Origin of the sequence: Paenibacillus sp. FSL R5-0713 (genome assembly GCF_037973325.1) — a bacterium.
Lineage (GTDB): Bacteria > Bacillota > Bacilli > Paenibacillales > Paenibacillaceae > Paenibacillus.
In genome coordinates this window covers 4,739,015-4,763,177 of sequence record NZ_CP150229.1, presented here as the reverse complement: position 1 = coordinate 4,763,177, position 24,163 = coordinate 4,739,015, and the positions used below count along the sequence as shown (strand labels likewise).

General features: G+C 48.2%; 18 protein-coding genes. 17 read left to right on the top strand and 1 reads right to left on the bottom strand.

The annotated features are described in order from the left end of the window. The first annotated feature begins 2 nt into the window (after positions 1-2). From hemW to MKZ12_RS21170, 14 genes are all read left to right on the top strand, one after another. The gene (gene hemW, locus MKZ12_RS21235) at positions 3-1,187 is read left to right on the top strand and encodes a radical SAM family heme chaperone HemW (protein ID WP_339256492.1); all 1,185 of its coding nucleotides are present in this window, start codon (positions 3-5) and stop codon (positions 1,185-1,187) included. A gap of 118 nt (positions 1,188-1,305) precedes the next feature. Beyond that, complete coding sequence (locus MKZ12_RS21230) at positions 1,306-1,776, top strand: N-acetyltransferase (RefSeq protein WP_017687214.1); 471 nt, start codon at positions 1,306-1,308, stop codon at positions 1,774-1,776. Between the two features lie 256 nt (positions 1,777-2,032). Beyond that, the gene (gene hrcA / locus MKZ12_RS21225) at positions 2,033-3,064 is read left to right on the top strand and encodes a heat-inducible transcriptional repressor HrcA (RefSeq protein WP_036615092.1); all 1,032 of its coding nucleotides are present in this window, start codon (positions 2,033-2,035) and stop codon (positions 3,062-3,064) included. Between the two features lie 44 nt (positions 3,065-3,108). Beyond that, positions 3,109-3,672, top strand: a complete 564-nt coding sequence (grpE, locus tag MKZ12_RS21220; protein WP_339236072.1) for a nucleotide exchange factor GrpE — start codon at positions 3,109-3,111, stop codon at positions 3,670-3,672. A gap of 160 nt (positions 3,673-3,832) precedes the next feature. Continuing rightward, positions 3,833-5,677 carry a molecular chaperone DnaK gene (gene dnaK, locus MKZ12_RS21215; protein WP_278298857.1) on the top strand — a complete coding sequence of 615 codons (1,845 nt, stop codon included), beginning with the start codon at positions 3,833-3,835 and terminating at the stop codon, positions 5,675-5,677. 129 nt (positions 5,678-5,806) lie between these two features. Further along, positions 5,807-6,931 carry a molecular chaperone DnaJ gene (dnaJ, locus tag MKZ12_RS21210; RefSeq protein ID WP_339236068.1) on the top strand — a complete coding sequence of 375 codons (1,125 nt, stop codon included), beginning with the start codon at positions 5,807-5,809 and terminating at the stop codon, positions 6,929-6,931. Between the two features lie 240 nt (positions 6,932-7,171). Continuing rightward, on the top strand, positions 7,172-7,540 hold the full coding sequence (locus tag MKZ12_RS21205) for a hypothetical protein (protein ID WP_017687219.1): 369 nt from the start codon (positions 7,172-7,174) through the stop codon (positions 7,538-7,540). A 221-nt stretch (positions 7,541-7,761) separates the two neighbouring features. Continuing rightward, on the top strand, positions 7,762-7,941 hold the full coding sequence (locus tag MKZ12_RS21200; RefSeq protein ID WP_017687220.1) for a YfhD family protein: 180 nt from the start codon (positions 7,762-7,764) through the stop codon (positions 7,939-7,941). Beyond that, complete coding sequence (locus MKZ12_RS21195) at positions 7,934-8,326, top strand: hypothetical protein (protein ID WP_339256488.1); 393 nt, start codon at positions 7,934-7,936, stop codon at positions 8,324-8,326. The genes MKZ12_RS21200 and MKZ12_RS21195 overlap by 8 nt, the downstream gene beginning before the upstream one ends. A gap of 189 nt (positions 8,327-8,515) precedes the next feature. Beyond that, the gene (gene prmA, locus MKZ12_RS21190; RefSeq protein WP_339256486.1) at positions 8,516-9,481 is read left to right on the top strand and encodes a 50S ribosomal protein L11 methyltransferase; all 966 of its coding nucleotides are present in this window, start codon (positions 8,516-8,518) and stop codon (positions 9,479-9,481) included. Between the two features lie 3 nt (positions 9,482-9,484). Continuing rightward, entirely contained in the window at positions 9,485-10,165 is a 681-nt protein-coding gene (locus MKZ12_RS21185) for a site-2 protease family protein (RefSeq protein WP_339236061.1), read from the top strand. A 138-nt stretch (positions 10,166-10,303) separates the two neighbouring features. Next, on the top strand, positions 10,304-11,068 hold the full coding sequence (locus MKZ12_RS21180) for a 16S rRNA (uracil(1498)-N(3))-methyltransferase (RefSeq protein WP_339236059.1): 765 nt from the start codon (positions 10,304-10,306) through the stop codon (positions 11,066-11,068). A 2-nt stretch (positions 11,069-11,070) separates the two neighbouring features. After that, positions 11,071-12,417: a tRNA (N(6)-L-threonylcarbamoyladenosine(37)-C(2))-methylthiotransferase MtaB gene (gene mtaB / locus MKZ12_RS21175; protein ID WP_339236056.1), complete on the top strand. Its 1,347-nt coding sequence runs from the start codon at positions 11,071-11,073 to the stop codon at positions 12,415-12,417. 107 nt (positions 12,418-12,524) lie between these two features. After that, positions 12,525-12,959, top strand: coding sequence for an NUDIX domain-containing protein (locus MKZ12_RS21170; RefSeq protein ID WP_339236053.1), 435 nt, complete (start codon positions 12,525-12,527; stop codon positions 12,957-12,959). Positions 12,960-13,023: 64 nt separating this feature from the next. On the opposite strand, the gene MKZ12_RS21165 is transcribed toward MKZ12_RS21170, so the two are convergent. Next, positions 13,024-14,025: a Na/Pi symporter gene (locus MKZ12_RS21165; RefSeq protein WP_339236050.1), complete on the bottom strand. Its 1,002-nt coding sequence runs from the start codon at positions 14,023-14,025 to the stop codon at positions 13,024-13,026. A gap of 567 nt (positions 14,026-14,592) precedes the next feature. Between MKZ12_RS21165 and MKZ12_RS21160 the strand changes: the two genes are divergently transcribed. From MKZ12_RS21160 to addA, 3 genes are all read left to right on the top strand, one after another. Next, a complete protein-coding gene (locus MKZ12_RS21160; protein ID WP_339256484.1) occupies positions 14,593-15,969 on the top strand; it encodes a class I SAM-dependent rRNA methyltransferase in 1,377 nt (458 codons plus the stop codon). Between the two features lie 233 nt (positions 15,970-16,202). Continuing rightward, entirely contained in the window at positions 16,203-19,706 is a 3,504-nt protein-coding gene (gene addB, locus MKZ12_RS21155; RefSeq protein WP_339256482.1) for a helicase-exonuclease AddAB subunit AddB, read from the top strand. Continuing rightward, positions 19,703-24,124 (top strand): helicase-exonuclease AddAB subunit AddA, encoded by a 4,422-nt coding sequence (gene addA, locus MKZ12_RS21150; protein ID WP_339256480.1) that lies wholly within the window; start codon positions 19,703-19,705, stop codon positions 24,122-24,124. The genes addB and addA overlap by 4 nt, the downstream gene beginning before the upstream one ends. The last annotated feature ends 39 nt before the right edge of the window (positions 24,125-24,163 follow it).

Below are 24,163 nucleotides of genomic sequence, written 5' to 3'. Positions count from 1 at the left end.
CCATGACATTGGCAGCACACAGCCGGAAGACAGGTGCGCCCCAAGCGGTGTATCTACACATTCCCTTTTGCACGAATAAGTGTTTTTATTGCGACTTTAACTCCTACGTTCTGAAAGATCAGCCCGTGATGCAATATCTCGAAGCGCTGGAACGGGAGATGGAACATACAGTTAAGGCAAATCCACCGGGTGAGATCAAGACCATATTTGTAGGTGGTGGTACGCCAACAGCTCTGAAACCGGATGAAATGGCCGTATTCCTTCGTTCAGTGAAGACGTATTTCCCCAATTGGGCCGACGATATTGAATTTTCGATGGAAGCGAACCCGGGGACAACCGATGCGGAGAAGCTCGCTGCAATGAAAGAAGGCGGCGTAAACCGTGTCAGCTTTGGCGTTCAGGCTTTTCAGAATGATCTGCTGACAGGCATTGGCCGTATTCATAATACAGATGATGTATATCGGAGTCTGGAGAACGCTCGAAAAGCGGGACTGACTAATCTGTCCATTGACCTGATGTTCGGATTGCCGAACCAAACTGTAGGGATGTTGAATGAGAGTATCGACAAAGCGCTGGAACTGGATCTGCCGCATTACTCCATCTACAGCCTGAAAGTGGAAGAGAATACCCTTTTCCATACACTGTATCAGAAGAACCAACTCCCTCTTCCTCATGAAGATGATGAGCTTGAGATGTATCTTCTATTAATGAGACGTATGAAAGAAGCAGGCTATGGACAATACGAAATCAGTAATTTTGCCAAGTCAGGCTTCGAGAGTCGTCACAATATTACGTACTGGCGCAATGAGGACTACTACGGTCTGGGTGCAGGTGCACATGGATATGTAGGCCGCGAACGTCATATGAATATTAAAGGTATAAACCCTTATGTTGAAGCTTCACGAGCAGGATTGCCTCGTCTGGATCATTTTGAGATTGCTCGCCCGGAGGCTATGGAAGATTATCTGATGGTTGGACTGAGAATGCTGGAGGGGGCTTCAGCCTCACGGTTTAGCGAACAGTTTGGAGAGTCCATGGAAGAAGTGTTTGCGAAGCCTTTGGGTAAAATGTTGAACGCAGGGTTGCTTGAGCGTACGGCAGACGGCTTCCGACTGAGCGAGCAGGGTATCCTGTTCGGAAATGACGTTTTTGCGGAGTTTATCGGGTCCATATCGCTGAATTCGTAGCTTGAAATTCTATACGCTCTGTTGTATATTTATTCATATTGATTTTACAGAGCGTGTTAATTTAACAACTACGAAGTCAGCTTTCCTCTGGAAAGCTTGGTAATAGGAGGAGAGCAGGATGTCGGTAATATGCAGAAAAGCCGTGCCGGAGGATGTTGAACCACTGTATGAAATGATTAAGGGCTATGCAGAGCGTGGGATCATGCTTCCGCGATCACGGGAAATACTGCACCGGCAGCTGGAGCACTTTGTTGTAGCCGAAGTTGATGGTGAAGTGGTGGGTTGCGGATCGCTTTGTCGTCTGGGGAATGATCTGGTAGAAGTCAGATCACTCGGTATCTCGGAAGGGCACAAAGGGCTTGGTATTGGCTCTCGATTGTTGGATCGATTGGTAGAAGAGGCGGAGAAACAACAGATTCCCAAGGTGATGGCGTTGACATATGAAGTATCCTTCTTCCTCAAAAACGGCTTTGCCGTGGTGGAAAAAGAAATTTTCCCCGAGAAAGTATGGACGGACTGTGTTCATTGCAGCAAGCAGGATTGTTGTGACGAGATCGCGGTATTGAAAGAGCTTAATGTTTCAGCTTAACAATTGAATGGACTGCATGGATCGAGCCGAGTCAGCCTCTGCCCTACATGCAGTCTTTTTTTACTTCAAAGTATGCTCAATAAAGTATGTTAGGACTCGTCGACATTGGTCTATACTATAAATAGATGAGCCCACTCATCAAACTCACTTGACAATGTTCACGTCAGTTTGGTATTTTTGTATTACCGCTTAGCACTCATCTAACCGGAGTGCTAACGACATGGGACAGTACAGTCAGAAGGAGGGAATACTCACCATGTTAACAGAGCGTCAACGAATGATTCTGAACGCTATAGTGGATGACTATATCCGTTCAGCTGAGCCCGTAGGGTCCCGGAGCATTTCCAAAAGGGGAGATGTTGGATACAGTCCGGCGACGATCCGTAATGAAATGGCGGATCTTGAAGATATGGGCTTTCTGGAACAGCCGCATACATCGGCTGGACGCATTCCATCCCATAAAGGCTATCGATATTATGTCGATCATTTGGTTCCCTGGAATCAGGTGGAGCCTCAGGAGTTGGATGATCTGAAGTCGTTCTTCGCTGAAAAGCTGAACGTCATGGAACAAGTTATTCAGCATGCATCCAATATTTTGTCACATATGACCAATTATACTTCAATCCTGCTTGGGCCTGAAGTATTCCATACGTCCCTGCGTCACTTCCAATTGCTTCCGCTGAACGAGAGTGAAGCTGTGGCAATCATTGTGACCAATACAGGTCAGGTGGAGAACAAGACCGTCCAGATTCCACCAGAAATCTCGGTTGCCGAGATGGAAAATGTGGTTCGTTTGTTAAATACCAAGCTTGTGGGCGTACCCATCTACAAATTAAAATCCCGTCTTTATACCGAACTTGGGCAAGAGATGGAGCGGCATATTACACGTTACGAGGAAGTTATGCAGGTGCTGAACAGTGCCTTTGACAATGAACATGATAATCGTCTGTTCCTCAGTGGTGCCACCAATATGTTGACTCAACCTGAATTTAAAGATATCGAAAAGGTAAAAGATATTCTTGACCTGCTGGAAGAGACACCAACACTCATGAAATTGATGATGCCTGTGCCGGGTGGATCTGGTATTCAAGTGCGAATCGGCACTGAGAATGATCATGAAGCCTTTGCCAACTGCAGCCTGATTACAGCCTCCTATTCATTGGACGGTGAGGCTTTGGGTTCGATTGGTATTCTGGGACCCACGCGAATGGATTATGCACGTGTCATTCATATTCTAAATACACTATCCCGTGACTTGACGGCGATGCTGACGCATCGGTTCAAATAAGATTCGGGAATGAACCATTTCATTCGTATAAGGAGGTGAACATCTTGAAAGAGGAGCAATCATTTACAGAAGAACAAGAGGTAACAGCAGCTGAGCAGGAGCCTATTAATGAAGCTGGCGCTGCAGAAGCACAAGCTGAGGAGATCGCTGATCAGGAGCAGGATGAGCTTGCGCGTCTGAAGGCTGAAGCTGAAGAGCAACAGCAGCGTTATGTCCGTGCACAGGCTGATTTTGATAACTTCCGTCGTCGTACGCAGAAGGAAAAAGAAGAATTGGCTAAATATGCTTCGATGAAGCTGGTCACCGAACTGGTACCGGTTATTGATAACTTCGAGCGCGCCATGGCTACTGTACCGGAAGGAGCAGAGGTCGAATCTTTCTCCAAGGGCATGCAAATGATCTTCCGTCAATTGGAAACGGTGATGAATAACGAAGGTCTGACGGCTATGGAATCGGTAGGACAACCGTTTAATCCTGAATTCCACCAAGCGATTATGCAAGTGGAGAGCGACGAGTATGAAGAAGGTATCGTTGTTGAGGAAGTCCAAAAAGGCTACATGCTGAAAGATAAAGTGCTTCGTCCAGCTATGGTTAAAGTCAGCTCATAATTTCCTCATGGGAAGGTATGAGTCGGCTCCTTGGTTGAACAATGTGGGCGAAGTTTAATATAAAGGTTTGTACACATAGAGCACGATTAGCAACATGAACATCTAAATAAGGGTCAGATCAGACCCATTCATTTTAAATTGTTGAGGAGGAAATTTTCGGATGAGCAAAGTAATTGGTATTGACTTAGGAACAACAAACTCATGCGTAGCAGTAATGGAAGGCGGCGAGGCTGTCGTAATTCCAAATCCGGAGGGCGCACGCACAACTCCATCCGTAGTTGGTTTCAAAAAAGATGGGGAGCGCGTTGTCGGTGAAACAGCAAAACGTCAAGCGATTACCAATCCGGATCGTACGATCATGTCGATCAAACGTCACATGGGTACTTCCCACAAGGAAACAATCGATGGCAAAGACTACTCTGCACAAGAGATCTCTGCAATCATCCTGCAAAAATTGAAATCTGATGCTGAAGCTTATCTGGGTCAAACGGTAACTCAAGCCGTTATCACTGTACCAGCTTACTTCAACGACAGTCAGCGTCAAGCGACTAAAGATGCGGGTAAAATTGCAGGTTTGGAAGTTCTGCGTATCGTCAACGAGCCTACAGCAGCAGCTTTGGCATACGGTATGGAGAAATCCGAAGACCAAACGATTCTCGTATATGACCTGGGTGGTGGTACGTTCGACGTATCCATTCTTGAACTGGGTGACGGCTTCTTCGAAGTTAAAGCAACTAGCGGGGACAACCAACTGGGTGGCGATGACTTTGACCAAGTGATCATTGATTATCTCGTAAGTGAATTCAAAAAAGATCAAGGCATTGACTTGAGTAAAGATAAAGCGGCGGTTCAACGTTTGAAAGATGCAGCGGAAAAAGCGAAAAAAGAACTTTCCGGCGTATTGACTACAACGATCTCCTTGCCGTTCATCACGGTAGCTGATGGCGTTCCTCAGCATTTGGAGTTGAACCTGAGCCGTGCGAAATTCGAAGAAATCTCTGCAGGTCTGGTTGAGCGTACGCTTGAACCAACTCGTCGTGCATTGAGCGATGCGGGTATGACAGCTAACGATATCGACAAGATCGTATTGGTTGGTGGTTCCACACGTATTCCTGCAGTACAAGAAGCGATCAAAAAACTCACTGGTAAAGAGCCTCACAAAGGCGTTAACCCGGATGAGGTTGTAGCCTTGGGTGCCGCTGTACAAGCGGGCGTACTGACAGGTGACGTGAAAGACGTTGTATTGCTCGACGTAACTCCATTGTCCCTGGGTATCGAAACAGCAGGCGGCGTGTTCACTAAAATGATTGAGCGTAACACAACGATCCCTACAAGCAAATCTCAAGTATTCTCCACGTATGCAGACAATCAACCAAGTGTTGAGATTCATGTTCTGCAAGGTGAACGTGAGATGGCAGCGGGTAACAAATCGCTTGGACGTTTCATGTTGGGTGATATTCCACCAGCTCCACGTGGCGTTCCACAGATCGAAGTTAGCTTCGATATTGATGCCAACGGTATCGTTAACGTATCTGCAACAGATAAAGGTACGAACAAAACTCAAAAAATCACAATCACTTCTTCCAGCGGTTTGAGCGATGAAGAAGTTGAACAAATGATGAAAGATGCTGAGTTGCACGCTGAAGAAGATAAAAAACGCAGAGAACTCGTTGAAGCGAAAAACAGTGCAGATCAACTGATCTACTCTGTTGACAAAACGATCAAAGATCTTGGCGAAAAAGCAGATGCTGGCGAAGTTGAAAAAGCGAATGCTGCTAAAGAAAAACTGCAAGGTGTTCTGGCTTCCGACAACCTGGAAGATATCAAAGCGGCTACAGAAGAACTGACAGAGATCGTTCAACAACTGTCCGTGAAACTGTATGAGCAAGCTCAGGCGCAAGAGCAAGAAGCGCAAGGTGCTGAAGAGCAACAAGGTTCCGCTAAACGTGATAACGTCGTAGACGCTGATTACGAAGTTGTGGATGAAGATAAAAAACAAAACTAATTCGTAGTTCTACGCGAATTAAACATCGGTGACGTTCGAATTAGAGGGAAAGTCATAGCCGGGGCTCCCGCGCTTTGGCTTTCCTTTTGTCACGATGTGCGATATGGTGAATGATATGGGGGTGGAAGAGTGGCTGAAAAGCGTGATTATTATGAGGTGCTTGGCGTTAGTAAAACAGCTAACGACGATGAGATTAAAAAGGCTTACCGTAAGCTTGCCCGTCAGTATCACCCTGACGTAAACAAGGCTGCTGATGCGGAAGCTAAATTTAAAGAAGTCAAAGAAGCTTATGACGTAGTGAGTGATAGTCAGAAGCGTGCACAATATGATCAATATGGTCATGTCGATCCGAATCAGGGTGGATTCGGTGGTGGCGGTGATTTTGGCGGCGGCGGATTTGGCGACATCTTCGACATGTTCTTTGGCGGTGGTGGCGGTGGACGACGTGATCCAAATGCTCCGCAACGGGGGAATGATCTGCAGTACACCATGACGATTGAGTTCAAGGAAGCGGTATTCGGTAAAGAAACCGATATTACAATTCCGCGTACTGAAGGCTGTGATACCTGTCATGGCTCAGGTGCCAAACCTGGAACGAAACCGGAAACCTGCTCGGTCTGCCATGGTAGCGGTCAGCAGGAAGTTGTGCAAAATACACCGTTTGGTCGTATGGTGAATCGTCGTGCATGTTCAAACTGTAGCGGTTCGGGCCAAATTATCAAAGAAAAATGTACAACGTGCAGTGGCAGCGGGAAAGTCCGCAAGCAACGCAAAATTCATGTTCGCATTCCAGCGGGTGTGGATGACGGAGCGCAACTGCGTATGACAGGTGAGGGCGAGGGAGGCCTGCGTGGCGGACCAGCCGGAGATCTGTATATTGTCATTCGCGTGAAATCACATGATTTCTTCGAGCGTGAAGGCGACGATATTTATTGCGAAATCCCACTTACCTTTGCTCAGGCAGCTCTGGGAGATGAAGTTGAGATCCCGACGTTGACCGAGAAAGTGAAACTGAAAGTACCAGCGGGTACACAAACGGGTACGTATTTCCGTCTCAAAGGCAAGGGCGTACCACGCTTGCGCGGTATGGGGCAAGGGGATCAGCATGTGAAAGTGGTTGTGGTTACACCTAGTAAGCTGAATGACGAGCAGAAAGACCTGCTTCGCCAAATTGCTGCGCTGGATGGAGAGCAAACACATGAGCATGAACAATCTTTCTTTGATCGAGTGAAACGTGCCTTTCGCGGCGACTGAGAATAAAATATAGCAAGTCCCCAAAGGACACCACAGCGGTTTTTACCGCAGGGTGTCCTTTTTTTTGCGTCTTTTTTAATGCCCCAATGGTTTTGGCAACATCCATGGTTATATGCTGCGAAGACGACAGCAATTTGTGGGAGCATTTCGGTATATTCTGAGCGAACTTGCGGAAAGATAGCATGGCGAGAATGATATGCATAGCTGGTATACGAGAAATTAGGGAAGCAGGTGAAGCGAATGACCGAGAAAAATATTTTGGCGTACTTTCACAGCCCGGAGCAGGCACAAGGGGCGGCCAAAAAACTGGAGGCATTGCGAGTGGAGGACCTGTCCATTAATCGATTCAGCCGATATGCGGGTGTAGGACCAAGCGGGGCTTCCTACAAGCCGGGCGTTTCCGGCAGTTTTTCATCATGGGTGCCCGATTCGATGCAAACGAATGCCAGTGCTGGAATCATGGCTGCAGCAGACCCTTCTGCGAGCGGCATGAGTGATGGTGGACAAGGTGGACCTACAGGAAGGGATGTATTACTTACTGTCATCGTAGATGAATCGGTACATCACCGCGCAATGTCCATAATCGAACAAGCCGGTGGAATGATCTAGTTTCAGGAAATGTATAAAGATGAACAGTGAATTACACTTTAATGGAGAGTGTAGAACCAATCTAAAGAAGCGAAGCGTTCGCCTTTATCTCCGGATTTCTCCCTTTAAGAAGGGAGTTGAAGAAATCTGGGGATAACAGCGATCGGAGGTATGGTACTACAATCGGAGTGTTACAGTGTAACACTTCTTAGTTCATTTTAATTTGAAGGAGGAGCATTACAATGGCAGAACATGAACGTCCGGGCAAGATTCTAACAAAAACGGAAAAAATGAAACGGATGCAATCCGCGAAAAATGAAGACGTGGAATTCAGCGCTGAAGCTGCGGATCATGAAGATATAGAAGCACTACGCCGCAGTGAAGCGGCTGATCGACGTCAGGGACGGGAGCTTCATGACTGAAGATCGCTCGGCAGTGACCCTCGAAGCTGTTTTTACAAGCTGGACGGAGGCCGAGTCTGCACGCAGAGCCCTGACATTGTTGCACCCGAACCAATTGAGTATCGAGAGCCTTGGCAATGAAACGTCTGCATTGGACTCACACGATGTTACGGGCTCTGATAATTCTCCTACAGCCATTGTCGGCGGATTCAGTGGTGAACTGAATGTACTTGCTCTGATTAGTGATGACACGGAAATGTTGTCCAATGGTCAGGTGTATGATACGCCTGAAGAGGATTCGGCAAACAGGTTTAAACAAGAAATTTTGCTAACCGTGTCCGTATCGAACGATTCGCTCCCGCAAGCCGCAGAGATGATCACGCAGAATGGTGGACGCTTTTGCTAAATCAGATTTGAATGTTGCAATATGCTGAAGTAAATGAATCAGATATGTATATTAGACGACAGGATATTCGAGCAGTCAGACTGCGGATATCCTGTTTTGTTTTTCTTTTACTGGTGCGGCTTTGTACTCCGGCTCGCTTGTGTAGTACAATAGTTGGGATGTTTGAAAAATGAGGAGGAAAAACCAAGTATGTTATGGCATGAACTAACAATACATACCACAGAAGAAGCTGTGGAGATGATTTCGAATTTTTTACATGAAGCGGGTGCTGGAGGGGTTTCGATAGAAGAGTCCGGTACTTTAAATAAAAAACGGGACACCACATATGGTGAGTTATACGATGTTCCTTTGAATGATATTCCTGAAGGCTTTGCGGTCATCAAAGGGTACTTCTCCGAAGGTACGGATATGGTTGCACTACAGTCAGAAGTTAATCCTAGAATTGAGGAACTCTCTGAATTCGGAATTGATACAGGTGAGGTTCGTTATGAGACACGTACAGTGGATGAAAATGACTGGGCAACAGCCTGGAAGCAATATTTCAAGCCGGTACGTGTATCGGAACGTCTGACGATTAAACCAACGTGGGAAGAGTATACGCCAGAAAGTACGGATGAGAAAATCATTGAGCTTGATCCCGGTATGGCTTTTGGTACAGGAACACACCCAACAACCTCCCTCTGCTTGCGCACACTGGAAACGGTTATTCAGGGCGGTGAGGAAGTCATTGACGTAGGTACAGGTTCTGGCATCTTGGCTATAGGCGCGATTAGACTCGGGGCAAAACATGTGCTGGCCCTCGATCTTGATCCGGTTGCGGTAATCAGCGCCAGGGAGAATGTGGAACTGAACGGGTTGGAGCAACAAATTACGGTTAAAGAAAGTGATCTGTTGTCCGTCCTTGGGAATCAAGACCCTGCGCTTGGAGTGCAACTGCCAGTTAAGGTTGTTGTGGCGAACATTCTGGCTGAGATCATTTTGTTGTTCGTGGACGATGTGTACAATGCGCTTGAGTCGGGTGGCACCTATATTGTGTCGGGCATCTGGAAGAACAAAGAGCAAGTAGTGCATGATGCGTTGGTAGCCTCCGGGTTTGAAGTGAGTGAGATCCACCGTGATGAGGATTGGCTGGCGTATGTAGCCAGAAAGGGGTAACGTATGGACTTTTGGAATTCGTTCTTTCGTTATCCGATTGATCAGCTTCCGTTTTTCCTGCTGACGATCCTGATCGCATTTACGGTGCATGAATTCTCGCATGCGTATTTTGCCAACAAATTTGGTGATCCGACAGCCAAGCTATTGGGTCGGGTCACACTGAATCCGGTTGTACATTTTGACTTGTTTGGGGTGTTGTTGCTCATTATTGCCGGCTTCGGTTGGGCTCGTCCGGTTCCGGTTAACCGTGCTAACTTCGACAAGCCAAGGTTGATGGGCATCATCGTATCCGCAGCAGGGCCTCTGAGTAATCTGTTGCTGGCGATCATCGGTACAATCATCTATGCGTCACTGGTTGGTTCGGGAGCACTCGGCGGTATAGATAATGAGCGGTTGCTGACAGCAATCACGACGTTCTTCGCTATTTTTAACTTAACCAACTTTTTCTTGTTCCTGTTTAACTTGATTCCGTTGCCACCTCTGGATGGTTATCGGATTCTAGAAGATGTACTGCCACCTTCACTCAGCCGCAAGCTGCAAGGGGTGGAGCAATGGTCCATTTTTATTTTCTTATTAATTCTTGTTATTCCTCCGTTGCAAAATGTGACGATTCAACCTTTGTATGAGTTTGCGCAAACAATGTATGTGGATCTGGCAAAGGTGATTATTGAATTATATCGCTAAAAGCGCATCTTGTATTGGACCGGAATACTGGTCAGAAACACGTAAAAGTTGTATGATCATCTGTGGCGATTGGATTCATGCCTGTCTTAAGGCGGGGTGAATTCCAGTCATAACAGGACAGAATGGGTGGATTGACTAATGCAGCGATATTTTGTATCTGCAGAACAGTTTAATGAACACGATGTGATCATCACAGGTGATGATGCACGCCATATTGGTAGGGTCATGCGTGGTAAACCTGGAGATAAACTGATTGTCAGTGACGGAAACTCCAGAGAAGCTCTCGTCGAAATTGAGACCATTGAAGTTGGCCAAGTGACAGCGAATATTGTGGAACCTCTCGAGATGGACCGTGAAGCACGGATTCGAGTAACTGTGGCACAGAGTCTGCCCAAGGGCGACAAGATGGAAACAGTTATCCAGAGATGTACTGAGATCGGAGCGGTATCCTTTGTACCTTTCCTATCAGAACGTACGATTGTGCAATATGATGCCAAGAAAGAAGGCAAACGGTTGGAGCGGTGGCGAAAAATTGCCAAGGAAGCTGCCGAACAGAGTCATCGGAATCGCATTCCATCCGTCGAGCAGCCGCTTTCTTGGAAAGGGCTGTTATCTTCTTTTGAGGGCTATAGTCTGGTATGTTATTGTTATGAGAAAGAAAACGGTAAACAGCTGAGAGATGCATTGAAACCGTTTGTTGAGCAGCTTGCGCCTGATGCAAGTGCAGAAGTACTGATCGTTGTTGGACCGGAAGGTGGATTTTCTGAGAAGGAGACGGCAGAGGCTGATCAGGCAGGTGCTGTATCTGTTGGACTGGGCAAACGCATTTTGCGTGCTGAGACAGCTGGAATGGCAGCACTAACTTGCGTGCTATATGAATCCGGAGAAATGGGAGGAATGTAATTATGCCATCCGTGGCGTTTTACACCTTAGGCTGCAAAGTTAATTTCTATGATACAGAGGCGATTTGGCAATTGTTCAAAAACGAAGGTTACGATCAAGTGGACTTTGATGAACAGACAGCGGACGTATACTTGATTAATACTTGTACAGTAACCAATACCGGCGACAAAAAGAGCCGTCAAATTATTCGTCGTGCCATTCGGCGCAACCCGGAGGCGATCGTGGCTGTTACAGGCTGCTATGCGCAGACTTCTCCGGCAGAGATTCTGGATATCCCTGGGGTGGATCTGGTTATCGGTACACAGGACCGTGACAAGATTTTGCCATATGTTAATGAAATTCAGGAGTCCCGTCAACCGGTTAACGCGGTGCGTAATATTATGAAAACCCGTGTGTTTGAAGAAATGGACGTACCGGATTTTGCTGACCGTACCCGCGCATTCCTGAAGATTCAGGATGGTTGCAATAACTTCTGTACATTCTGCATTATTCCGTGGTCTCGGGGGCTTTCACGCAGCCGTGAGGCAAGCAGCATTATTCAACAGGCGCATCAACTCGTACACGCAGGATACAAGGAGATTGTTCTGACGGGTATTCATACAGGTGGTTATGGCGATGACATGGAGAATTATGATCTCACCGATCTGCTGTGGGATCTGGACAAGGTGGAAGGTTTGGAGCGTATTCGAATCAGCTCGATTGAAGCCAGTCAGATCGATGACCGCATGCTCGACGTGATCCAACGTTCGGATAAACTCGTTCGTCACTTCCATATTCCGCTGCAAGCGGGGGATGATACGGTGTTGAAACGCATGCGCCGCAAATATACGACAGAAGAGTTTTACAATAAGATGCTTCGCATTCGGGAAGCGATGCCGGATGTAGCGATTACAACAGACATTATTGTTGGATTTCCAGGTGAGACCGATGAGATGTATCGGAATGGCTATGAGCTGATGCGGAAGATCGGTTTCTCCGAAATGCATGTATTCCCTTATTCCAAGCGTACGGGTACGCCAGCAGCACGAATGGAAGATCAGGTGGACGAAGAGGTCAAAAATGCACGTGTGCATGAACTGATTGAGTTGTCTGAGCAGATGCAGCTGGAGTACGCTAAGCAGTTTGTTGGACAGGTACTTGATGTTATTCCCGAAGGTGAAGCCAAGGGTCGTGAGGGAAGTGGCAAGCTGCACGGTTATAGCGACAACTACATTCAGCTGGTCTTTGACGGAACCATGGATATGGTCGGTAAAGTGTGCCGAGTCAAAGTGGTTGAAGCTGGTGTCAACGAGAGTCAGGCTACGCTGGTACGGGTGTTGGAAGAGAATCTGAAGTCCGCCGCGATGTGATCGAGGCGTCAGAAACAAGGATTTCATTTCCTTGGGGAGCTTACCCGGGGAGATGAGGTCCTTCTTTTGCAAAAAATAAGATATTGAAGTCGATGGGGGAGAGTACGATGAACAAAAAAGAAATTTCAGCAGGCGGAGTTGTGTATAGAAAAGGGGAAGACGGACGTCTTCAAATTCAGCTTATCGTAGATCGTTATGGTAAAACAACTCTCGCCAAGGGCAAAATGGAAGATGGAGAAACAATCGAACAGACGGCACTGCGCGAGATTTTGGAAGAGACAGGTATGGTGGGTCGTATTGTAGAGCCAGTTGATATCATTGCATATACGTACCAACATGCAGACTTTGGCCCGGTGGACAAGGAAGTTCATTATTATCTCGTAGAAGCCGAGAGTGGTGATCTACAGCCTCAGATTGAAGAAATCAAAGGTGTGGATTGGTATGCTCCGGAAGAAGCATGGTCCAGACAGCAGCAGAGCGGATATGATAATAACGATGACATCTTGCGTGTAGCACTGAACAAATTGGGCATTAATGTATAACTCACTATAGTTCTAGTCTTGGTTCAGTTAGCCGGGTGTTCTGTGGGTCTGGATAGGCAGATCATCAAGCCACAGGTGACTTTGCCGCGGGGGCGTGGACCGGTGGTTTTTTGTGCCAGATGGGCAAGTAACAGAATGGCAAAGCAAGCAGTGAACTGGTGATGTTAAAAAGGGTCTGGGCATGCGCAATCTGTGCCCCGTTGTCCGCTGACAGCCAGGCCGAAGCTGCATGCAGCTGGCCGATCAGCGGCATAAAGAGCAGCGCTCCCGCAATGTTTAATACAACATGGGAGGCTGCGACAAATTTGCCCGCGGATGCGCCGCCCGCGGCAGCGATCACAGCGGTGATGCAGGTCCCCACGTTGGACCCGATCACAATGGCGATGCCGATCTCCACAGGCAATACCCCTGTGGCTGCGAGCGTAATCGCCATGCTAATGACAGCTGCGCTGCTGTGAATGAGCGCGGTAAGACAGGCACCTGCCAGGAAGCCCCACCACAGGCTGTCGGCCGAGCGGTCGAGAAACCATTGAAATACACCCATGCTCCGCAAGGGTAAGGCAATGGATTGCATCACCTGTATGCCTGTCATGACAAGTGCAAATCCCGCAGCTGCCAGGAAGCTGTACTGGATGTTAAACAAAGTCCGGCGTGTGCTCTCAGGCGCGGCCAGATTGCGTTCACCAAGCACAACAAACATGGCCCAGCCCGTCAGCGACAGGACAAGCAATGGCAGGGAAGCGCGTCCGATCTGCAGTCCCACCAGCTCCGTCGTCAGACAAGTCCCGATGTTGGTACCAAGGATGATGCCGAGTGTGCGTCCATAGGTAATTAATCGGGCATTCGCCAGTCCAATGGTAAGTACGGTGACCGCCGTACTGCTCTGTAACAAGGCCGTTGCACCTGCACTGAAGGCCATGCCTTTCCACGGAGCAGAGGTGGCACGATTGAGCCAACCTGCCAACATGGGCCCTGCCATGCGCTGCAAGGCCGTCTCCATCAGCTTCATGCCACCAAAAAAGATAATAAGCCCATAGAGTAGGGGCAATATTACATCTCTAAACATAGAACATCATTCCTTCCGTCCGGTTCCTTACCTCATCCTATGAGTAAGAAAAGACAACCATGACAAGCCTAAAGGAAATCAGAGGGAAACCAACCTCCCACAATTCAAGTATTTCAATTGCCGCACCCCAATTCGAAAGATACGGTGCTTTGTGCAAGTGTAGTGGAGGGGACGAAATCGAATCTGAAGAAGCGAAGCGTGCGCCTAAAAGCTTTCTGAAAGAAAGCTACATCGAAAGCATATGCTGTCCCCGGATTTTCCCTTTAAAAAAGGGAATCAAAAAAATCTGGAGACAACAGCGATCGGAAGATCGATTCGTAACCGAAACGCCACCTAATTGCTGCACCCCAATTCGAAAGATACGGTGATTCGTGCAAACGTAGCGAAGAAGACGAAATTGTTACCGAAGAAGCGAAGCGCTCGCCTTTATCCCCGGATTTTCCTTTTTAAAGAAAGGGAATCGAAAAATCTGGGGATAACAGTGATCAGAGGAACAATTCGTCGCCGTAGCGTCTCCTTTGCACCAAACCTATCTTTTCAACTAACTATGAAAGAAGTGGATCTACCTTGCCATCAGTTACACTCGAACGCAGTCGCAAAAAGCGGCTTGAACATGCACATCCATGGATATTTAACAACGAAATTGCCTCGGTTGAAGGAAACCCGGAGCCGGGAGATCTGGTCAATGTATTGAACCATCAAGGTCGCTATCTGGCGACAGGTTATTACAATCCCGCATCTCAGATCATGGTAAGGGTTGTAGCTTATCAACCCCTGGAGTCCGAAAAGATGGATACGGCGTTCTTTGTAGCGCGTTTTCGCGATTGCTTGCGTCATCGGGAACGTTTTATCCAGGATGGAGAAGCGTACCGTCTCGTTTATGGGGAAGCTGATTTTCTGCCCGGATTGATCGTTGACCGATTCGGTAGCATCCTCGTTGTACAGTTGCTTACACTTGGCATGGATCGTTGCCGTGAAGCCATCGTTCAAGCACTCATTGAAGTGATGCAGCCTGAAGGCATATATGAGCGCAGTGACGTCTCAATTCGTGAACTGGAAGGTTTGGAGCAGACCAAAGGTCCACTGTATGGAGAATGCCCAAGACATGTCACCGTTACCGAGAATGGACTACTCATTAAAGTCGATATCGTGGAAGGACAGAAGACAGGTTACTTCTTCGACCAACGTGAGAATCGTGCAGCGATCGAACCGCTTATGAAGGGTTGGGGCTATAAGAGTGGAATCACACTCCAAACGACTGAGCAGGACGGCACAGAGCAGCTCTTGCCTGTGAATAAAAGCGGTAAGGTAGTTACATTCCCTTATTGGGATGGTGCCACCGTACTGGAGTGCTTCTCACACACGGGCAGCTTCACGTTAAATGCTTGCAAATATGGAGCCAAGAAAGTGACTTGTCTTGATATATCGGAGCATGCCATTGAAAGTGCACGAACGAATGTCGAACTGAATGGTTTCACCGACCGTGTCGAATTCGTAGTTGCCGATGCATTCCAGTACTTGCGTGAACAAGTGAAAGGACTGGATGAACGTACTGCACGTGCGCGTGCTGGCGAACAAAAAGTAGATACTTCCAAAGCGCTTGCAGCTGGCGGTAAAACGTTTGATGTAGTGATCCTCGATCCCCCAGCGTTTGCCAAGACGAAATCAGCAGTCAAAGGCGCATGCCGTGGATATAAGGATATCAACCTGCAAGGAATGAAACTGGTCAATGAGGGCGGATATTTGGTAACCGCCAGCTGTTCATACCACATGCGTCCAGACCTCTTCCTGGATACGATTGCTGATGCAGCGGAAGATGCTGGCAAAGTGCTTCGTCTGATCGACTGGAAGGCAGCCGGTAAGGACCACCCGCAAATTTTGGGCGTGGATGAAGGACATTACCTCAAATTTGCTATTTTTGAGGTGCGCAGCAAAAAGAATTAGAGGAGTCTCTTTTTACTTTTTTTAATCCTTTCGTGAGATAAAGTGAAGTTTAAATGAATGATACTTTCGGTTAGAGTCCACAGTGTGAACAGCTGCGGGCTTTTTGCTGTTTTGCCGTGTTAACGGAGAGAATCTCCGGTTTTACCGGATAGTGGCAAACGTATGTTCCGAACCAAGTCAGATATGTTATACTGGGAATTAAAATCTTGTACGTGTGGTTTGGAGGATTAGACATGTCCGTTCGTTTTGTTATTGGCCGGGCAGGCAGCGGCAAAAGCTCGCTGATTACCCGGGAAATTACATCCTTACTTCAAAAGGAGCCGCAAGGTAAACCTTTGATTTTACTCGTTCCCGAACAGAGTTCCTTTCGAACAGAGCAGGCATTGGTGTCTTCTGGAGCAATTAAAGGTACCATGCGTGCAGAAGTGCTCGGCTTTCGCCGATTAGCTTACCGCATAATGCAGGAAGCAGGCGGTTCTGCTCGTATTCCAATCGGAGCCGAAGGCAAAAAGATGCTGCTCTATAAGGTCATCCAGCGTCGTAAGGAAGAATTGAAGCTGTTTGGTGCATCCGGCAGCCAGCTGGGTTTTATAGGCGAATTAAATGACTTATATAGTGAGTTTAAACGTTATGAAGTTGATCCATCTTTGCTGGAAGAAGGGTTGTCTGGAGGGTATACCTCATCCTCTTCGCCAATTCTGGAGGACAAGTTGCATGACTTGAATCTGATCTATCGTGACTATGAACAGGAACTGACCAATTTATATATTGATGATGAAGATACGTTGACCGAACTGACAGAGCGCCTGTCTGAAAGTACATTGCTGCAGGATGCTCAGATCTGGATTGATGGTTTTCAGGGATTCACGCCACAGGAGATGAGTGTGATCGGTCGCCTGATGTTGCAGTGCTCTTCCGTGACGATTGCACTGACATTGGATCGTCCATATGATCACGGCGCACTGCCTGGAGAACTGGAACTGTTCTATCCAACGGCAAGTGCCTATGCGCGTTTGAAAGGGATGGCTGAAGAACTGGGTGTACCGAGCGATATCACCGTGCTAGATTCGGAGATTCCACCTAGATACAAGGATCGTCCGGGACTTGCTCATCTGGAGGCTGGTTTTGACCGCCGAATTCGTTGGAAAGGTGATGGTACTGATTCAGGAATTCGCCTAGTTGCAGCGGAGAACCGACGAGCTGAGATGGAGGGAGCACTCCGTGAGATGCGGCGTCTGGCGCAAAACGAAGGTGCGCGTTATCGGGATATGGCAGTACTTGTTCGTCAGTTGGATACCTACGCTGATATAGCTGAACCGCTATTCAGGGACTATGGTGTACCTGTCTTTCTGGACCGCAGAAGAAATGAACTTCATCACCCATTATCCGAATTTATCCGTTCCGCACTGGATATTGTTCGGCGCCACTGGCGTTATGAGGATGTATTTCGCTGTGTCAAAACGGATCTGCTGCTTCCGCGTGATGGTTCCATCACTCGTGAAGATATGGACCAGCTTGAGAATTATGTGCTGGCTTGTGGTATTCATGGGTATCGCTGGACTGACGGCAAGCCGTGGAAGTATGTACCCAGCCTGTCGCTGGAAGACAATGGTCAGGATGGCCGTAGTCGTGGACGGGACCAAATGCTTTCTTTAATGGAGCGTTGTCGAGCGGTCATTACAGATGCCTTGGGTGCTTTTGAGAAACGGATGAAAAAAGCAAAGACAGCCAAAGCTCAATGCGAGGCACTATACAGACTGCTGGAAGAGGCCGAGATTCCATGGAAGCTGGAACAGATGTCTGCTGAAGCTAAGACTCAAGGTGACCCAGAACGGTCGAGAGAACATCGGCAGATGTGGGGAGCTGTGCTGGATCTATTGGATCAGATGGTAGATATGATGGGCAATGAACGGTTGGATATCACTCTGTTTGCCGGGATGATTGAGACCGGATTAACGGAACTGAAGCTGGGTCTGGTACCACCCGCACTTGATCAGGTATTGGTTGGTTCCATGGACCGTACACGTCTTCAGGATATCAAATACGTATTTATCCTTGGTGCAGTTGATGGTGAATTGCCAGCTGTACCTCAGGATGATGGCGTATTAACGGAACTGGAGAGAGCGTTATTGACGGAAAGAGGTGTAGCGCTTGGACCAGGTGCAACGAGGCAAATGTTGGATGAACGTTTTCTGATCTATACGGCACTTACAGCGGCAAGCAACCAATTGTGGTTGAGTTACCCGGTTGCTGATGATGAGGGAAAAGCACTGCTTCCTTCCGAAATTGTCCGCCATGTACGGAAAATGTTTGGTCTACAAGAACAGCCATTGCTTGCCCAACCACCGGTTGTGAACTCGGAAGAATCCCATTGGTCGTATGTCACCCATCCGGGTCAGAGTCTGTCTGCGCTCATTGGACAATTGCGTAAATGGCGTCGCGGAGAAGACATCCCTGAAATGTGGTGGGCGGTCTACAATTGGCATGTATCTCAGGAGACAAGCAGACCTCAGCTGGAACGGTTGATGGGATCAATCTTTTATCGTAATCGGGCATTGCCACTACGTACAGCCACCAGTCGCAGACTGTATGGCACAGAGGTGAGGACGAGTGTTTCACGAATGGAGCGGTTCGTAGCTTGTCCGTTCTCCCATTTTGCCTCGCATGGGCTGCGTCTCAAAGAACGGCAATTGTACCGCCTTCAGGCTCCTGATATCGGACAGCTGTTTCATGCTGCACTAAGCCAGCTGGCTATGCGGTTGCGCGAAGAAAATCGTAGTTGGGGCAGTTTGACTCCAGACCAATGCCGTCAGGAAGCCGAGCAAACGGTGGAGCAGATTGCTCCACAGCTGCAAGGGGAGATTTTGTTAAGCACCAAGCGATACGGTTATATTTTCCGCAAATTGAAGGACATTGTTAGCCGGGCATCTGTTATTCTCGGGGAACAGTCCAGACGTGGAAGTTTTGAACCGATTGGGTTGGAGCTTGATTTTGGACCGGATAAAACACTGCCGCCACTGCGTTTTGAACTGGAGAACGGCTGTGTGATGGAAATCGTGGGTCGGATTGACCGTGTGGATGTGGCAGAAGGCGAGAATGGTCTGCTCCTCCGTGTCATTGACTATAAGTCGAGCCAGACGGACCTCAAGCTGCATGAAGTGTACTATGGTCTGTCATTGCAGATGCTCACCTATCTGGAGGTGCTGCTTAGTGCTGCCGAGGAATGGCTTGGAGAAACGGCGATGCCTGGAGGAACGCTGTATTTCCATGTGCATAACCCGCTGTTGCAATCCGCAAACGGTATGACATCGGAGCAAGCCGGACAAGAACTGCTGAAACGGTTCAAAATGAAAGGTCTGCTGCTGGCGGACCGGGATGCTATCGCGCAAATGGACAATACCCTGGATAAGGGATATTCGGCCATAATTCCGGTTGCTCTTAAAGCAGATGGCAGCTTTTATAGCAGCGCCGCTGTAGCTACGCCAGAGCAATGGGATACGCTGCTTGCTTCAGTTCGCAGTAACATCCGCGAGATTGGTACCCGGATTACGGATGGGGATGTGGCGATTGAGCCTTATCGTATTCAGCAGGAAGTGGCATGCACGTTCTGTCCATATAAGCCTGTTTGTCAGTTTGATGAGAATATAGAAGGAAATGAATATAATCTGCTTGCCAAACCGGGCAAACAGCAAATCTGGGATATGTTATCTCACACCAAGGGAGGGGAAACATCATGACGAATATGCCTAAACCGGAAGGAAGCTTCTGGAGTGACGATCAGTGGAGTGCGATCTCGGAAAGCGGAGAAGATATTCTGGTTGCTGCTGCGGCGGGATCGGGCAAAACAGCCGTATTGGTTGAACGTATTATTCGCAAGATCGCAGATCCCTCCCAAGGATTCAGTGTGGATCGTTTGCTTGTAGCCACGTTTACCAAAGCCGCCGCCGCCGAGATGAAACAACGGATTCGGGAAGCACTGGAACGTGCGCTTGAAGAACAGCCTGGAGAAGAACATCTGCGTAAGCAACTGTCCCTGCTTGGGCGGGCATCCATTACCACATTGCATTCATTCTGTATGGAAGTCATTCGCCGGTACTACCAGCAGATTCCGTTGAACCCGGCTTTCCGTATCCTGAATGAAAATGAAGCGGAAATCATGCGGCAAGAACTGCTGGAAGAACTCTTTGAGGAAAAGTATGGCGAAGAAGATGAAGGCAGTACATTCCGTGAATTAGTGGACTGGTTCAGTGGAGAACGAAACGATGATGCCATGCATCGACTGGTGCAACGCTTGTATGATTTCTCCCGTAGCCATTCCTGGCCGGATCATTGGCTCTCAGAGATGGCATCCGCTTTTCAGGTGGAGAGTGTGGGGGAGCTGGGGCATTCAGCATGGGTTCAGAGTATTATGCGTGATGCTGCTCTTGCTTTAAGTGGTGCAGCAGGACTGCTCCGCCAAGGCATCCATATTTCCATGCAGCCGGAAGGCCCTGCACCGTATGCAGATACGTTAAAAGAAGATCTGGTGATGGTGGAGGAGCTGCTATCTGCGACCCAGGTAATGCCGTGGGAAGGGTTGCCCGAAGTGTTTCAACCCGCTGCATTTGGCAAATTGAAACCTTGCAAAAAGGATCAAACGGACCCGGTTTTACAGGATCAAGTGAAGGAACTCCGAGAGGCTGCGAAAAAGGCAGTTTCCGACCTGAAAGGCTCCATGTTCGGGAGAAGTGCGTTTTCGTTCTGGCAGGAGCTGGAGCAAGCGGCACCACTCATGAAGGAACTTTCGAGGCTGGTGAGTACATTTGGAGAACGTTATCGACAGGCCAAACAGGAACGTGGGCAAGTTGACTTCAGTGATCTGGAGCATTACTGTCTTCACATATTGCGACATGAGGATTCAACGCCTGAACTGTCGATGCCTTCCGACGCGGCTATGGAGTACCGTTCACGATTCGATGAAGTGTTGCTTGATGAATATCAGGATACCAATACGGTTCAGGAAGATATCGTGAAACTGATCTCCCGAGAAAATCCGGGTAACCGATTCATGGTAGGTGATGTCAAACAGAGTATCTACCGGTTCCGGTTGGCTGAGCCAGGTCTGTTTATGAACAAGTATCGCCAGTACGGAGCGAACATGCATGAGGACAGAAATGGTGAAGATCGCCTGAATCGTACAGGTCAACGTATTGATCTGGCACGTAATTTCCGCAGTCGTGCGGAGGTCGTGCATTCGGTCAATATGATATTCCGGCAACTCATGAACGAAGGTGTGGCAGAGATTGCTTACGATGAACGTGCTCAACTGGCATATGGGGCTACGTTCCCGTCAGAAACGCTTGGCGATGAGGCGTATACACCTGAACTTATGCTGATCGATCGTCAAGGCGGTGGTCCTGATCTGACAGATGGTATGGATGAGAACGGAGATGCAGCGGTCTCCGCAGAACTGGAGAGTGCCGAACTTGAGACAGCCCAGTTGGAAGCAAGGGCGATCGCAAGGCGTATTCGTGAGATGGTTGGAGATACGGACCAACCTGCCCTCCATGTGTACGACAAAGCCCTGCAAACGATGCGCCCGGCACGTTACGGTGACATGGTCATCTTGCTGCGTTCAACCTTGATGTGGGCTCCGCTCATGATTGAGGAGTTCAGACAGCAGGGAATTCCTGCTGGAGGAGAACAGAGCAAGGGGTACTTCCAGGCCACGGAAGTGGAAATCATGATGTCTATGCTTCAGCTTGTTGATAATCCAAGGCAGGATATTCCGCTTGCTTCCGTGCTTCGTTCCCCGATTGTTGGATTGGATGAAGAAGAACTGGCACAGATTCGGCTCGGTGACAAAAGACAGTCATTCTATGATGCAGTTATAACGGCTGCTGGGGAATGGGGCGATTCTTCCACTAATGACGTACAACAATCCCGGCAGGAAAATCATCCTGATTCCAATATCGTCCAGTTGCAGTGGCCGGAAGCCTGGTCAGAGATGGAACAAGGACAGCGGGAGACAGCCGCTTCTGTCGAAGCAGAGATTCTTGACCATGGATATGAATTCGATGTGCATACAGAAGGAATTCAAGATGCTGGTTTTACTGGACATGCAAGCGAGGATATGGGCGTTACGGAGATTTCAGGCTCGGCGTTGCAGCAAAAGTTAATTCTCTTTTTGCGTCAATTGCAGCAGTGGAGACTTGAGGCAAGACAAGGCAGTCTGAGTGAACTGATCTGGCGTATGTACCGAGAAACCGGGTATTTGGACTGGGTTGGTGGTCTTCCCGGAGGATTGCAACGTCAAAGTAATCTTAAGGCATTGTACGATCGCGCACGACAATATGAGGAATCAACTGCAAATCGCGGCTTGTTCCGTTTCCTGACCTATGTCTCAAGATTGCGGGAAAACGGAGGAGACCTGGGGACTGTAGCGGGTAGTTCCGGTGAGCAGGACAACGCTGTACGTATCATGACGATTCACCGGAGTAAGGGTCTGGAGTTTCCGATCGTTTTTGTCGGTGGCATATCCAAGATGTTCAATCAACAGGATCTGAACGCACCGTTTCTCATGCATAAGGAACTGGGATTTGGTCCGAGGTTTGTGGATCGTGAGAACCGGGTTGCCTATCCTACACTAGCCAATCTGGCGATTCGTCGTCGCGCGCAATTTGAATTGCTTGCTGAAGAGATGCGTGTGTTGTACGTTGCGTTGACCCGTCCTAAAGAGAAAATGATTTTGCTGGGTACTGTAAAAGATGCGGCGAAAAAAGCGTTGGCGTGGTCTCAGGTCAAGGACAGTACTGAACTGGCATTGCCAGACTACCTGCTGGCTGCTGGACGGAGTTACTTGGACTGGATTGGACCATCCTTAATGAGGCATCCAGATGCGGCTGTGCTGCGTGAACTTGCTGGAAGCAATGATTCGTTCTCGTCCTGTCTTGCAGATGATCAATCACGATGGGCAATTTCTATTATTTCCGCCGATCAGGTATCCCGTGATCATGTGGTGGATCAGACTCTGGGAGAAGAAGACGGGATGACGGTGGTGCGGAAAGAACGAATTGCTGCGCTAAAAGCGGTTCAGCCCGTGAAATTGGTTACATCCTCAACTGTAGAAGAGCTCACGATGAATGCACAAGATACGGTGAACCAAAACATTGCAGATACAGGTGCAGATACGGTAGCTCTGCAACAAGAAGAGACACGGCTGATTCACGAGGTTGATCAACGCCTTTCGTGGACATATGCCTATGAAGCGGCAACTCAAGTGGCAGCCAGTACATCTGTCACGGAGTTGAAAACGTTGCTTTCGATGCAGGACATCCAGTCTGTAGAGGTAATGGAGGAACTGGGAGAACAGTCGGAGACATTATTGGATCACAACAACCTGGGAAACCATTACACCAACGATGAAGCAGGCCATGCACTACATGGCTTATCCAGTGAATTGAACGAGCATGGGATTGGGTTGGGGTCAGGTTCAGACGGTACGATGAACGTTTCGGATGCGGGATCTTTGGGTACGTCATTCAAATTGCATCTTCGTCGTCCAAAATTTATGGGTGAGAACCAACTGACAGGGGCAGAACGGGGGAACGTGTATCATACGTTGATGCAGCATCTTCCTGTGGATGGATCAACAACCATTGACTCACAGGTTGTTGAACAGACCATTGGGCGGTTGATTAAGCTTCAGATTCTGCTGCCCCATCATGTTGAGGCGATCGAACCCGAAGAACTGACCGGATTTTTCAATACAGAACCCGGGGAAGAATTATTGCGTGCAGATTGGGTAAAACGGGAGATCCCGTTTGTATATGGGCTTCCGGCACATCAGTCTCCTGTGGAATGGTTACATGAACGGGCATCGAATTCAGATATGCAGGCACTAAATATAGATAGCAAAATGAAGGCAACGATTGAAAATGAAACAGTGCTTGTACAGGGAATTATCGATTGTCTGTATGAGGTTGACGGTGAGCTTGTTTTGCTCGATTACAAGACAGATCGGGTGTTGGAGCATCGTGGTGGTTTGGGTGAACTCACCAAAAACTATCGCTTCCAGCTCGATCTGTATGGACGGGCTATTGAAGATATATTAGGTCGGAAAGTTGACCGGAAATGGCTGTACTTTTTTGATGGTGGACATGCAGTGAAACTGTAAAAGAACTTGATCGGAATCAGAACCATGGATATCACATGG